This is a genomic window from Streptomyces sp. NPDC001410 (assembly GCF_042895235.1).
GTDB lineage: Bacteria > Actinomycetota > Actinomycetes > Streptomycetales > Streptomycetaceae > Streptomyces.
In genome coordinates this window covers 597,201-609,873 of sequence record NZ_JBIAWE010000001.1, presented here as the reverse complement: position 1 = coordinate 609,873, position 12,673 = coordinate 597,201, and the positions used below count along the sequence as shown (strand labels likewise).

The window sequence follows — 12,673 nt, the reverse complement described above, 5'->3', positions numbered from 1 at the left end:
GTGCGCCCCAGCGTCGGACGCGGCTCACCGACCGCGCGGCTCCCGCACCACCGCCACGTCCCCGGGCGCGACCGTGACCGTGCCGGCCGTCTTCTTGCCGGTGAGGAGTTCCGTGGCGCCCGGTGCGACGGGCAGGTCCGCGCCCCGGCCGGAGTGGTCGATCACGAAGACGTAGTCCGCCTCAGGGCCGCGCCTGCGGACCACCTCCACACCGGCCGGGGCGGTACGCACCGGCTCCACGCCCGCCTCGGTGCGGATGCGGTCCAGGAGGGCGGTCAGGGTGGCCGGGTCGGGGAGCGTGGCCAGGTACCAGGCGGCCCCGGTGCCGTAGGCGTGCCGGGTGACCGCCGGGACGCCGTCCAGAGGGCCGTCGGCGTAGGAGGCGAGCGCCTCCGCGCCCTCCAGCCGCAGCCGTTCCGACCACAGCGTGCCCGTCGCCCCGTCCGGCACCGCGCCGCTCAGGTCGACCTGCTGTCCGGGCAGCAGCGGGAACGGCTCGTCGGAGCGCACGCCCAGCACGTCCCGGAACGCCCCCGGGTAACCGCCCAGCCGCACATGGCAGTTCTCGTCCACCGCCCCGCTGTGGAAGCCGACGGCGAGGGTGCCGCCCCGCTCGGCGTACGCCGCGAGGTTCGCCGCGCCCGTGTCGTCGACCAGGTACAGGTTCGGCGCCAGGACCAGGCGGTAGGCGGACATGTCCGAGTCGGGGCGGACGAAGTCCACGGCCACGCCCGCCCGCCACAGCGGCTCGTACCAGGCTCGGACCAGGTCCAGGTACCGCAGTTCGCCACTCGGCTGGGAGGGCAGTTCCAGGGCCCAGCGGGCGTTCCAGTCCCAGACGACGGCGACCTCCGCGGGGCCGGTGCTGCCGCGGACCTCGGCCAGGGCCTTCAGGTCGGCGCCCAGGCGGACCACGTCCCGCCAGATCTGGCTGTCGGTGCCCGCGTGCGGCAGCATCGCCGAGTGCCACTGCTCGGCGCCCGCCTTCGCCGCCCGCCACTGGAAGTACGCGATGCCGTCCGCCCCGCGCGCCACATGCGCGAGCGCGTTGCGGCGCAACTCACCGGGATTCTTCGCCCGGTTGACGGGCTGCCAGTTCACCGCGCCGGTGGAGTGCTCCATCAGCAGCCACGGGCCGCCCGCGAGCGAGCGCATCAGATCGCCGCTGAGCGCGATGTCGATCTCCGGCTCGGGGTCGGCGGACATCAGGTAGTGGTCGTTGGCGACGACGTCCAGCTCCGGCGCCCAGCGCCAGTAGTCGAGGGCGTCGAAGGTGGCCATCACCATGAAGTTGGTGGTGGCCGGGATCGCGGGGGCCGCCGCCCGCAGCACCTCCCGCTCGGCCGTGTACAGCGACAGCAGCTCGTCCGAGCAGAAGCGGCGCCAGTCCAGCTGGTGCGTCGGGTTGGGTACGGCGCCGGTGGCGCGCGGCGGCAGGATCTCCTCCCAGTCGTAGTACCACTGGGACCAGAAGGTCGTGCCCCAGGCGTCGTTGAGGGCGCTCAGGTCGTCGCCGTAGCGGGCCCGCAGCCAGCGACGGAAGGCCGCCGCGCTGGTGTCGCAGTAGCAGGCCGCGTTGTGGCAGCCGTACTCGTTGTGCACGTGCCACATGGCGACGGCCGGATGACCGGCGTACCGCTCGGCCAGCGCGCCCGCGATGCGCAGCGCCGCCTCGCGGTAGGCGGGGCTGGACGGGCAGAACGTCTGGCGGCTGCCGTAGGAGAGGGTGCGGCCGTCCCGGTCGACCGGCAGCGCCTCGGGGTGGGCGCGGAAGAACCACGCCGGAGGCGCCGCCGTGGGGGTGGCCAGGTCGGCGGCGATACCGTTCTCGTGCAGCAGATCCAGGATCCGGTCCAGGCGCGAGAAGTCGAACTCGCCCTCGGACGGCTCCAGCAGGGCCCAGGAGAAGATGCCGATGCTGACCATGGTCACCCCGGCCTCGCGCATCAGGCGCATGTCCTCGGCCCACACCTCCTCGGGCCACTGCTCGGGGTTGTAGTCGCCGCCGTAGGCGAGGCCGGGGACGGACAGGGTGCGTTTCACTGGGTTTTCTTCGTTCTCTTTCAAGTGCGCGTGCCTCAGCCCTTGTTGGAGCCCAGGGTGAGACCGCTGACGAACTGGCGCTGGAGCGCGAAGTACACGATCAGCGTCGGGATCGCGGTGAGCAGGGCGCCGGCGGCCACCAGGTTCGGGTCGGTGAAGTACTGGCCGGAGAGGTTGTTCAGCGCCGAGGTGATCGGCATGTTCTCACCGGTCGAGATCAGCACGAGGGCCCAGAAGAAGTCGTTGTAGATCCAGATCGACAGCAGGGTCGCCAGGGCCGCCATCGCCGGCTTGCACAGCGGCAGCGTGATCTGCCAGTACAGCCGCCACACCGAGGCACCGTCGACCAGCGCGGCCTCCGTCAGCTCGTGCGGGAGCGAGCGCATGTAGTTGCTCAGCACGAAGGCGCAGAAGCCGGACTGGAACGCCACATGGATCAGCACGAGCCCGAGCGCGGAGTCGTACAGCTTGCCGCTCGCCGTGATGCCGGGCAGGTCCGTGAGCAGGTACAGCCGGTACAGCGGGGTGATGATGACCTGCTGCGGGAGCAGGTTGCCCGCCGTGAAGACCAGCAGCAGCGCCAGGTTGAGCCGGAAGTCGAACCGGCTGACGTAGAAGGCGACCATCGACGACAGGAACAGCGTCAGCAGCACGGCCGGTACGGCGATGATCAGCGTGTTGCCGAAGTAGTGCATCATGTCCGACTGGACGAACGCGTTCTTGAAGTTGTCGAAGTTCAGCGTGTCCGGCCAGGACACATAGCCCTTGGCGCTGGTCTCGCTGTACGGCCGCAGCGCCGAGAAGATCGCCCACAGCAGGGGCGCGAGCCAGGCCAGGGCCGTGCCGGCGAGGAAGACGTGCAGCATGACGCGAGCCGGCCGGACGGGAGTGCGCCGCTTCAGCGTGACAGTCGTGCTCATGCGCGCCGCTCCTTCCGGAAGGTGGCGATCAGATACGGGATGATCACCGCGAGGGAGATCACCAGCAGGACGAGGGCGATGGCCGAGCCGTAACCGATCCGGCTGGACTCGCCGATGATGTTGTTGGTCACCAGGATCGACAGCAACTCGGTGCCCTGGGCGCCCTTGTTGAAGACGAAGACCAGGTCGAAGGCGCGCAGGGCCTCGATGATGGTGACGACCAGAACCACCGTGTTGGTCGGGCGCAGCGTCGGGAAGATGACGTTCTTGAACGTCTGCCACTCGCCCGCGCCGTCGAGCGCGGAGGCTTCCCTGAGCGACGGGTCGACGCTCTTCAGACCGGCCAGGTACAGGATCATCATGTAGCCGGTGTGCCGCCAGGACGCGGCGATGAGGACGGCCCACAGGTTGAGCTTGGGGTCGCCGATCCAGTCGATGTAGTGGCCGGGCTCGTTGGCCCCGATGATGCTGTTGATCAGGCCCGTGTCCGGGTTGTAGACGAGCTGCCAGACGAAGCCGATGCACGCCATGGAGATGACGACCGGCAGGAAGAACGCGGTCTGGTAGACGCGGCTGAACCGGATCTTCTTGTCCAGCTGCACGGCGAGGAACAGGCCGAGCGGCGTCGGGATCAGGATCAGCACCACGAACCAGATGACGTTGTGCTGGACGGCCGGCCAGAACTGCGGGTTGTCGTTGAAGAGCTGGGTGAAGTTGTCGAGGCCGACCCACTTGATCGAGTCGAACCCGATGCCGTCCCAGGTGGTGAAGGCGAGCGCGATGGAGGCGAGGGCGGTGACCCAGACCAGGGCCACGTGCAGGACCGTGGGCACGCCCGCCATCAGGGCGAGCGTGAGCCGGTCACGGCGGGTCAGCAGGCGCCGGTGGCCCTGCGCGGCCCGCTTGGATGCGGAAGCAGCGCCCGGAGGCGGCACGGCGGCCGCCTCCGGGGTCTTCGTCGTCGTGTCGGTCGTCATGCCGCTGCTCACGAGGACGCGAAGATCTGCTTCTTCTGGCGCTCGATCGACGACAGCAAGCTGTCCACGCCCTTGGGGTTCTGGAGGAACTTCTGCAGTCCGGGCTGCATCACCGTCGAGGTGAAGTCCGGCCGTGAGTCGCGGTCCATGAACTGGGTGAGGCTCTTGGCGCCGCTGATCATGTCGAACGCCTTCTTCTGCAGCGCCGAGTAGGAGGAGGTGTCGGCCTTGCTGGAGGCGGCCACCACGCTCGGGTCGCCCTTGAGGTAGGTCTGCTCGGCGTCCGGGGAGCCCAGGTACTCCAGCAGCTTCACCACACCGGCGTGGTTCTTGGGGGCCTTGCTGACCATGAAGCCGTCGGTGGGCGCCTCGACGGTGTCCTGGCCGTAGGTGGGGTTGATCTCCGGGAAGGGGAAGAAGTCGAGGTCGTCCAGGTCGGCCTTGTTGGTGAACTGCTGGGCCACGAAGGAGCCCAGGAGGTACATGCCGGCCTTCTTGGACACCAGCGACTGGGCGGCGTCCTGCCAGGTGCGGCCCATGAAGCCGTCCTGGTGGTAGGGGAGCAGCTCGGCCCAGTGGTCGAAGGCGGCCTTGACCTTGGCGTCCGTCCAGGAGGCCTTGCCCGCCATCAACTGGACGTGGAAGTCGTAGCCGTTGAGGCGGAAGTTGATCTGGTCGAAGGTGCCCATCGCCGGCCAGGCGTCCTTGTCGCCGAAGGCGATCGGGACCAGGCCGTCCTTCTTCATCTGCTTGCACAGGGCGACCAGCTCGTCCCACGTGGCGGGGACCTTGTAGCCGTGCTGCTGGAAGACGCTCTTGCGGTAGAAGACCGCCCACGGGTACGTGGTCAGCGGCACGAAGTAGTACTTGCCGTCCTCGCCCTTGCTCAGCTTCTTCATCGCGTCGGGGAAGTTGCCCCCGATCTTGGCCCACACGTCGTCGATCGGCGTGGCCAGCTTCTTCGCCGCGAAGAACTGCATGCGGTAACCGGCGAACCAGTTGAACACGTCGTCCGGAGTGCCCTGCAGGTAGGAGTTGATCTGCTCCTGGAAGGTGTTGTGGTCCTTCGTGTTCACATCGACCGTGATGCCGGACTGCTTCTTGAAGGCCGCGTAGACATCCGCGAAGGCCTTCTTCGGCACGGCGTCCGAGGCGTTGGAGCCGAGGGTGACGGTCTTCGGGTCGGAGGACGAGCCACTGCCGCCGCAGGCGGACAGCAGGGGTATGCCGGCACCTGCGAGGAGGGCGGCACCGCCCGCTCCACGCAGCAGCGAGCGACGGCTGGGACCCGGGACCGAAAGACCGGAAGGGGAGAGGCGCATGGCGGCTCCTGAGGCATACAGGGTGCGGTCAAGGGGATGAGTCGATCACCGAAAGGTCCTCGAAACCGATCAGAAACCAACTCGACCGAACATCGTGGCGTAATAACAGCCCCATGTCCGCTCATGCGTCAATAGCTCGGGTCGCCCTGGGGTGTCTCTTGCCCGAAACGTAATCGTCATCGTTACCTGCAACTTTGTTGAAGAACAGGCAGAACGGCCCCCGCGGCAGCTGCGGCCGCGGGGGCTGTGTGAACACGAGTGATTCCGTTTCCTGGTCTGACCAGGACTGTCAGGGTCTGACCAGAAGCTGGAAGTCGAAGGCGTAGCGCGACGCCCGGTAGACATGGGTGCCGTACTCCACCGGCCGCCCGGTGTCGTCGTAGGCGGTGCGCTGCATGGTGAGCAGGGCCGCGCCCTCCTTCTCGTCCAGCAGGGCCGCCTCCTCGGCGGTGGCGCTGCGCGCGCCGACCGTCTGGCGGGCGCTGTGCAGGCTGATGCCCACCGAGCGCATCATCCGGTACAGGCCCGTCGACTCCAGCCGCTCGGTGTCGAGTTCGAGGAGCGCCGCTGGCAGGTAGTTGCACAGGAACGCCACCGGCTGGCCGTGGGTGCAGCGCAGCCGCTCCAGCACGACGACCTCGGCGCCCTCCGCGATGCCGAGGGCCGCGGCCACGTCGGCGCCGGCCAGGACGCGTTCGCCCCGCAGCACCCGGGTGGTCGGGCCCTGCCCGGCCGACTCCAGGTCGTCGTAGAGACTGCTCAGTTCCAGGGGTCGTTTGACCTGGCTGTGCACCACCTGGGTGCCGACGCCGCGGCGTCGCACCAGAAGCCCCTTGTCGACCAGGGACTGGATGGCCTGGCGGACGGTGGGCCGGGACAGGCCGAGGCGCACGGACAGGTCGACCTCGTTGCCCAGGAGGTTCCCGGGGGCGAGGATCCCGTGCTCGATGGCCGCCTCCAGCTGCTGGGCGAGCTGGTAGTAGAGCGGCACCGGACTCGTGCGGTCCAGGTCGAAGTCCAGTGAGTCGAGCGCGGAGCCGGCCACGGGACGAGCGGAGTCACCGGTCTTCGCCACGGGGCACCTCCTTCCAGAGCACGGACAGGGCGGGGCGGTTCACAGGTGCCGGCGGCGGCCGGCGACCTGGCGGTCGTAGTCCTCGCGGGCGTGTACGGCCGCCTCGCGGGTCGCGGTCTCGGCCACCGGTACGTCCCACCAGGCCTCGGCCCCGAGGGCGGTGGGCGCTGGGCCCGAGGTGTCCGTCTCCACGTAGACGCAGGTGGGGGTGTCGGCCGCGCGTGCGGTGGCCAGCGCCGCGCGCAGCTCCCGTACGGTCTTGGCGCGCAGGACGTCCATGCCGAGGCTGGCCGCGTTGGCGGCGAGGTCGACGGGCAGCGGGGCGCCACTGAAGGTGCCGTCGGCCGCGCGGTACCGGTAGGCGGTGCCGAACCGTTCGCCGCCGACCGACTCGGAGAGGCCGCCGATGGAGGCGTACCCGTGGTTCTGGATCAGGACCAGCTTCACGGGCAGCCCCTCCTGTACGGCGGTGACGATCTCGGTCGGCATCATCAGGTAGGTGCCGTCACCGACCAGCGCCCAGACCACCGTGTCCGGGGCCGCCTGCTGCACTCCGATCGCGGCCGGGATCTCGTAGCCCATGCACGAGTAGCCGTACTCCAGGTGGTACTGGCGCCGCGAGCGGGTCCGCCACAGCTTGTGCAGGTCGCCGGGGAGCGAGCCCGCCGCGTTGATGAGCACGTCGTCGTCCCCGACGACCGCGTCCAGCGCGCCGAGCACCTGCGTCTGGGTGGGTACGGCGTCCTCGTCGGCGGCGCCGAAGGCGCTTTCCACGACCTGCTCCCAGCGCTCCTTGCCCGCCCGGTACCCGGCCTCGTACGCCGGGTCGACGCGGAAGCCGGCCAGTTGCTCGGTGAGCGCCTCCAGGGCGGCCCGGGCGTCGGCGACCACGGTCCGCGCGGCGAGCTTGTGGGCGTCGAAGGCGGCGATGTTGAGGTTGAGGAAGCGGACCTCGGGGTGCTGGAACAGGGTGCCGGAGGCGGTGGTGAAGTCGGTGTAGCGGGTGCCGACGCCGATGACCAGGTCGGCGCCGCGGGCGAGGTCGTCGGCGACCGCGGTGCCGGTGTGGCCGATGCCGCCGAGGTCGGCCGGGTGGTCGTGCCGCAGGGAGCCCTTGCCGGCCTGGGTGGCGGCGACCGGGATGCCGGTGGCGTCGACCAGGGCCCGCAGTGCGTCCTCGGCGCGGCTGTGGTGGACTCCGCCGCCCACGACGAGGAGCGGCCTGCGGGCGGCCCGGACCGCCCGGACGGCCTCAGCCAGCTCCGCCGGGTCCGGCGCGGGCCGGCGTACGGTCCACACGCGCTCGGCGAAGAACTCCTCGGGCCAGTCGTACGCCTCCGCCTGCACGTCCTGCGGCAGGGCGAGGGTGACGGCGCCGGTCTCGGCCGGGTCGGCGAGCACGCGCATCGCCTGGAGCGCCGACGGGATCAGCTGCTCGGGGCGGGTGATCCGGTCGAAGTAGCGGGAGACGGGGCGCAGCGTGTCGTTGACGGAGACGTCGAACTGGCCGGGGTGCTCCAGCTGTTGCAGCAGCGGATCGGCCGGGCGGGTGGCGAAGTAGTCGCCGGGCAGGAGCAGCACGGGCAGCCGGTTGATCGTGGCCAGGGCGGCGCCGGTGACGAGGTTGGTCGCGCCCGGGCCGATGGACGTCGTCACGGCCTGCGCCGAGAGGCGGTCGAGCTGGCGGGCGTGGCCGACGGCCGCGTGCACCATCGCCTGCTCGTTGCGGCCCTGGTGGTACGGCATGACATCGCCGTATTCGAGCAGCGCCTGGCCGATCCCCGCCACGTTGCCGTGCCCGAAGATGCCCCAGGTACCGGCGATCAGTCGGTGCCGTTCGCCATCGCGTGCGGTGTACTGGGCGGACAGGAACCGCACCAGTGCCTGGGCGACGGTCAGACGGCTCGTCGATGCGCTCGTCGAGTGGCTCATGCCTCACAGGTGTATGCGGGAACAGGCGGCACTGTCAATGGTTTGTACTTACATTCTGACTAGCTCGTGAAATGATGTCTTAACAAAGTATTGACAGCGGGCTCTGCAGGGGCTTGTATCCCGTCCCAACGCAACAGCGTCCCTTCCCCCGTAGCACAGTGAGGTGCAGGACAGATGGACCGCTCTTCGCACTCCCGCCCCCGCAGACTGGCCCCCGTCGTGGCAGTGGCCGCTGCGGCAGCCCTGACCCTCGCCGGCTGCTCCAGCAGCTCCGGGGGGAAGAAGGCCGAAGAGGGAGGGTCGGGTGCCTCAGCCGGCAAGGCCAACACTCCCCGGATGACGGTCGCGCTGGTCACCCACCAGTCGCCGGGCGACACCTTCTGGGACATCGTCCGCAAGGGCGCAGAGGCCGCCGCCGCGAAGGACAACATCAAGCTGATCTACTCCGCCGACCCGAACGCCGGCAACCAGGCCAACTTCGTGCAGAACGCGATCGACCAGAAGGTCGACGGCATAGCGATCACCCTGGCCAAGCCGGACGCCATGAAGGGCGTGGTCAACAAGGCCGACGCGGCGAAGATCCCCGTGGTCGGCCTGAACTCTGGGCTCAGCGACTGGAAGAAGCTCGGTCTGCTGCAGTTCTTCGGACAGGACGAGACGGTGGCGGGCGAGGCGTTCGGCAAGAGGCTGAACGAGGTCGGCGCCAAGAAGGCCGTCTGCGTGATCCAGGAACAGGGCAACGTCGGCCTCACCCAGCGCTGCGACGGCGTGAAGAAGACGTTTTCCGGCACGACTGAGACGCTGTACGTGAACGGCACCGACATGCCGTCCGTGAAGTCCACGATCACGGCCAAGCTGAAGCAGGACAGCGCCATCGACTACGTGGTCACGCTGGGCGCCCCCTTCGCGCTGACCGCGGTGCAGTCGGTGGGCGACGCCGGCAGCAAGGCCAAGGTCGCCACCTTCGACCTGAACAACCAGCTGACCAGCGCCATCAAGAAGGGCACCATCCGGTTCGCGGTGGACCAGCAGCCGTACCTGCAGGGTTACCTCGCGATCGACTCCCTGTGGCTGTACAAGAACAACGGCAACTACAGCGGCGGTGGCGAGCAGCCGGTGCTGACCGGCCCGGCCTTCGTCGACAAGTCCAACGTCGACCGGATCGCCCAGTTCGCCGCGAAGGGCACCCGGTGATGAGCATGACTCAGCAGGCTGAGCCGGCGGTCGGGAGACCGCCGGCGTCCGGCCCCAAGCAGGCCGACGGCCGTACCGCCCGGCGCCCGCTGGTGATCCGGCTGCTGGCCCGCCCCGAAGTGGGCGTCTTCCTGGGCGCCGTGGCCGTCCTGATCTTCTTCCTGATCGCCGCGCCCTCGCTCCGCCAGGGCAGCTCGATAGCCACGGTCCTCTACCAGTCCTCGACCATCGGCATCATGGCCCTCCCGGTCGCCCTGCTGATGATCGGCGGCGAGTTCGACCTGTCGTCCGGTGTCGCCGTGATCAGCTCCGCGCTCGTGGCGAGCATGATCAGCTACCAGCTGACGATGAACGTGTGGGTGGGCGTGATCGTCGCGCTGTTCGCCTCGCTCGCCGTGGGCGCCTTCAACGGCTGGATGGTGGTCAAGACCGGCTTGCCCAGCTTCCTGGTCACCCTCGGCACCTTCCTGATCCTCCAGGGCGCCAACCTGGCCGTGACCAAGCTGATCACCGACAACGTCGCCACCGACGACATCAGCAACATGGACGGCTTCGACCAGGCGAAGAAGATCTTCGCGTCCTCCGTCGACATCGGCGGCGTCGAGGTCAAGATCACGGTCTTCTACTGGCTGGCCTTCGCGGCCCTGGCCACCTGGCTGCTGCTGCGCACCAAGTACGGCAACTGGATCTTCGCCGTCGGCGGCAACAAGGAGAGCGCCCGTGCCGTCGGTGTCCCGGTGAACTTCACCAAGATCACCCTGTTCATGCTGGTCGGCCTCGGCGCCTGGTTCATCGGCATGCACAACCTCTTCTCGTTCAACACCGTGCAGTCCGGTGAGGGCGTCGGCCAGGAGCTGATCTACATCGCCGCGGCCGTCATCGGCGGCTGCTCGCTCACCGGCGGCGCCGGCTCCGCGATCGGCCCCGTCTTCGGCGCGTTCATGTTCGGCATGGTCAACCAGGGCATCGTCTTCGCGGGCTGGAACCCCGACTGGTTCAAGGCCTTCCTCGGCGTGATGCTGCTCGGCGCCGTCCTGATCAATCTGTGGGTCCAGCGCACGGCGACCCGGAGGTAAGACCCGATGACAAGCAACGGAACCGGAACCCACGGCGCCGTCCTCCAGGACACCGCCCCCGCCGAGGACGGCCCCCTCGTCGAACTGCGCGGCGCGGGCAAGTCCTACGGCAACATCCGCGCCCTGCACGGCGTCGACCTCACGGTCCACGCGAGCCGGGTGACCTGCGTCCTCGGCGACAACGGCGCCGGCAAGTCCACCCTCATCAAGATCATCTCCGGGCTGCACCGGCACACCGAGGGCGACTTCCTCGTCGACGGCCGGCCGGTGCGCTTCAACAGCCCGCGCGAGGCTCTCGACAAGGGCATCGCCACCGTCTACCAGGACCTCGCCACCGTCCCCCTCATGCCGGTGTGGCGGAACTTCTTCCTCGGCTCCGAGGTGACCAAGGGCCCCTGGCCCGTTCGCCGGCTCGACATCGACACGATGAAGAGGACCGCCGACCGGGAACTGCGCAACATGGGCATCGTCCTGGACGACCTGGAGCAGCCCATCGGCACGCTCTCCGGCGGCCAGCGCCAGTGCGTGGCCATCGCCCGCGCCGTCTACTTCGGCGCCCGCGTCCTGATCCTGGACGAGCCCACCGCCGCCCTCGGCGTCAAGCAGTCCGGGGTGGTGCTGAAGTACATCGCCGCCGCCCGCGACCGCGGCCTCGGCGTCATCTTCATCACCCACAACCCGCACCACGCCTACATGGTCGGCGACCACTTCAGCGTGCTGCGCCTGGGCACCCTCGAACTCAGCGCCGACCGCAGCGAGGTCAGCCTGGAGGAGCTGACCAACCACATGGCCGGCGGCGCCGAACTCGCCGCGCTCAAGCACGAGCTGGCCCAGGTCCGCGGTGTCGACGTCGAGGAACTCCCCGAGGAGGAGGACCTCACCGCACCCGTGGCGACCCCCTCGGAAGGGACCTCCTGACATGGCGAACCCGTCTCCGCTCGACCGCATCCGGGTCGGCTCCGCCCCCGACTCCTGGGGCGTGTGGTTCCCGGACGACCCGCAGCAGGTCCCCTGGGAACGCTTCCTCGACGAGGTGTCCGAGGCCGGCTACGACTGGATCGAACTGGGCCCTTACGGCTACCTCCCCACCGACCCGGCCCGGCTCACGGACGAGTTGGGGCGGCGGAACCTGAAGGTGTCGGCCGGTACGGTCTTCACCGGCATGCACCGCGGCCCGTCCGTCTGGGAGGAGACCTGGACCCACGTCAGCCAGGTGGCCTCCCTCACCCAGGCCATGGGCGCGCGGCACCTGGTCGTCATCCCCTCCTTCTGGCGGGACGACAAGACCGCCGAGATCCTGGAGCCGCCGGAGCTGACGGCCGAGCAGTGGGCGCACCTGACCAAGGGCATGGAACGGCTCGGCCACGAGGTGCAGGAGACGTACGGCCTCGAACTCGTCGTGCACCCGCACGCCGACACGCACATCGACACCGAGGAGCACGTCGAGCGGTTCCTCGACTCGACCGACACCGAGCTGGTCAACCTCTGCCTGGACACGGGGCACTACGCCTACTGCGGCGGCGACAGCGTCAAGCTGATCGAGACCTACGGCGAGCGCATCGGCTACCTGCACCTCAAGCAGGTCGACCCGGCGATCCTCGCCGAGGTCGTGGCGAACGAGGTGCCGTTCGGGCCCGCGGTGCAGCGGGGCGTGATGTGCGAACCGCCCTCCGGCGTCCCCGCGTTGGGGCCGGTGCTGGAGGCGGCGCAGCGGCTCGGCGTGGAACTGTTCGCGATCGTCGAGCAGGACATGTACCCGTGCGAGCCGGACAAGCCGCTGCCGATCGCGGTGCGGACACGCAGGTTCCTGAGGTCGTGCGGGGCCTGAGCGGTTCGGCCCCGGGCCTGCCGGGAACGAACGGTGGCGTGCGCGCGTTCTGACCGACAACGGGGAACGCCCGCGAGTACGGGAGGACGGACCACATGGCTCACCGCACGGAACTCCGCGAAACGACCCAGCACGCCGCCGAGGCGGCCGACACCCCCGGCCGCTTCAGCCGGCTGCCCGAGCGGATACGCCCGGAGGACACGGTGGAGACGAGGCCGGCGACCCTGCCGGACCCGGCGCGGGACACGTACAACGCGGACGAGTGGCTGATCCGGTACTGCGGCTGAAGCAGACGCCGTTCCGGTG

General features: G+C 69.3%; 11 protein-coding genes. 5 read left to right on the top strand and 6 right to left on the bottom strand.

Annotated features, from left to right (window positions below):
• Positions 1 to 24: 24 nt before the first annotated feature.
• The 6 genes from ACFY3C_RS02665 to iolD form a co-directional block, all read right to left on the bottom strand.
• Complete coding sequence (locus tag ACFY3C_RS02665) at positions 25 to 2,043, bottom strand: beta-galactosidase (protein ID WP_390769434.1); 2,019 nt, start codon at positions 2,041 to 2,043, stop codon at positions 25 to 27.
• A 35-nt stretch (positions 2,044 to 2,078) separates the two neighbouring features.
• Complete coding sequence (locus tag ACFY3C_RS02660; protein ID WP_390769433.1) at positions 2,079 to 2,963, bottom strand: carbohydrate ABC transporter permease; 885 nt, start codon at positions 2,961 to 2,963, stop codon at positions 2,079 to 2,081.
• Positions 2,960 to 3,940 carry a carbohydrate ABC transporter permease gene (locus ACFY3C_RS02655; protein WP_390769432.1) on the bottom strand — a complete coding sequence of 327 codons (981 nt, stop codon included), beginning with the start codon at positions 3,938 to 3,940 and terminating at the stop codon, positions 2,960 to 2,962. Before ACFY3C_RS02655 ends, ACFY3C_RS02660 begins: the two co-directional genes overlap by 4 nt.
• Positions 3,941 to 3,948: 8 nt before the next feature.
• On the bottom strand, positions 3,949 to 5,262 hold the full coding sequence (locus ACFY3C_RS02650) for an ABC transporter substrate-binding protein (RefSeq protein ID WP_390769431.1): 1,314 nt from the start codon (positions 5,260 to 5,262) through the stop codon (positions 3,949 to 3,951).
• A 289-nt stretch (positions 5,263 to 5,551) separates the two neighbouring features.
• Positions 5,552 to 6,337, bottom strand: a complete 786-nt coding sequence (locus ACFY3C_RS02645; RefSeq protein ID WP_390769430.1) for a GntR family transcriptional regulator — start codon at positions 6,335 to 6,337, stop codon at positions 5,552 to 5,554.
• Between the two features lie 39 nt (positions 6,338 to 6,376).
• Positions 6,377 to 8,269 (bottom strand): 3D-(3,5/4)-trihydroxycyclohexane-1,2-dione acylhydrolase (decyclizing), encoded by a 1,893-nt coding sequence (gene iolD, locus ACFY3C_RS02640; protein ID WP_390769429.1) that lies wholly within the window; start codon positions 8,267 to 8,269, stop codon positions 6,377 to 6,379.
• Positions 8,270 to 8,443: 174 nt separating this feature from the next.
• Between iolD and ACFY3C_RS02635 the strand changes: the two genes are divergently transcribed.
• The 5 genes from ACFY3C_RS02635 (at position 8,444) to ACFY3C_RS02615 (ending at position 12,654) form a co-directional block, all read left to right on the top strand.
• Positions 8,444 to 9,463 (top strand): sugar ABC transporter substrate-binding protein, encoded by a 1,020-nt coding sequence (locus tag ACFY3C_RS02635; RefSeq protein ID WP_390769428.1) that lies wholly within the window; start codon positions 8,444 to 8,446, stop codon positions 9,461 to 9,463.
• Positions 9,463 to 10,539, top strand: coding sequence for an ABC transporter permease (locus ACFY3C_RS02630; protein WP_386577867.1), 1,077 nt, complete (start codon positions 9,463 to 9,465; stop codon positions 10,537 to 10,539). The genes ACFY3C_RS02635 and ACFY3C_RS02630 overlap by 1 nt, the downstream gene beginning before the upstream one ends.
• Positions 10,540 to 10,545: 6 nt before the next feature.
• Positions 10,546 to 11,457: an ATP-binding cassette domain-containing protein gene (locus ACFY3C_RS02625; protein WP_390769427.1), complete on the top strand. Its 912-nt coding sequence runs from the start codon at positions 10,546 to 10,548 to the stop codon at positions 11,455 to 11,457.
• 1 nt (position 11,458) lies between these two features.
• Positions 11,459 to 12,367 carry a sugar phosphate isomerase/epimerase family protein gene (locus ACFY3C_RS02620; protein WP_386577869.1) on the top strand — a complete coding sequence of 303 codons (909 nt, stop codon included), beginning with the start codon at positions 11,459 to 11,461 and terminating at the stop codon, positions 12,365 to 12,367.
• Positions 12,368 to 12,462: 95 nt separating this feature from the next.
• Positions 12,463 to 12,654, top strand: coding sequence for a hypothetical protein (locus ACFY3C_RS02615; RefSeq protein ID WP_386577871.1), 192 nt, complete (start codon positions 12,463 to 12,465; stop codon positions 12,652 to 12,654).
• Positions 12,655 to 12,673: the final 19 nt, after the last annotated feature.

Bases quoted from the DNA above. Each gene is read 5' to 3' on its own strand.
- ACFY3C_RS02660 (WP_390769433.1), bottom strand. From the start codon at position 2,963: ATGAGCACGACTGTCACGCTGAAGCGGCGCACTCCCGTCCGGCCGGCT.
- ACFY3C_RS02655 (WP_390769432.1), bottom strand. From the start codon at position 3,940: ATGACGACCGACACGACGACGAAGACCCCGGAGGCGGCCGCCGTGCCG.
- ACFY3C_RS02650 (WP_390769431.1), bottom strand. From the start codon at position 5,262: ATGCGCCTCTCCCCTTCCGGTCTTTCGGTCCCGGGTCCCAGCCGTCGC.
- iolD (WP_390769429.1), bottom strand. From the start codon at position 8,269: ATGAGCCACTCGACGAGCGCATCGACGAGCCGTCTGACCGTCGCCCAG.
- ACFY3C_RS02635 (WP_390769428.1), top strand. From the start codon at position 8,444: ATGGACCGCTCTTCGCACTCCCGCCCCCGCAGACTGGCCCCCGTCGTG.
- ACFY3C_RS02630 (WP_386577867.1), top strand. From the start codon at position 9,463: ATGAGCATGACTCAGCAGGCTGAGCCGGCGGTCGGGAGACCGCCGGCG.
- ACFY3C_RS02625 (WP_390769427.1), top strand. From the start codon at position 10,546: ATGACAAGCAACGGAACCGGAACCCACGGCGCCGTCCTCCAGGACACC.
- ACFY3C_RS02620 (WP_386577869.1), top strand. From the start codon at position 11,459: ATGGCGAACCCGTCTCCGCTCGACCGCATCCGGGTCGGCTCCGCCCCC.
- ACFY3C_RS02615 (WP_386577871.1), top strand. From the start codon at position 12,463: ATGGCTCACCGCACGGAACTCCGCGAAACGACCCAGCACGCCGCCGAG.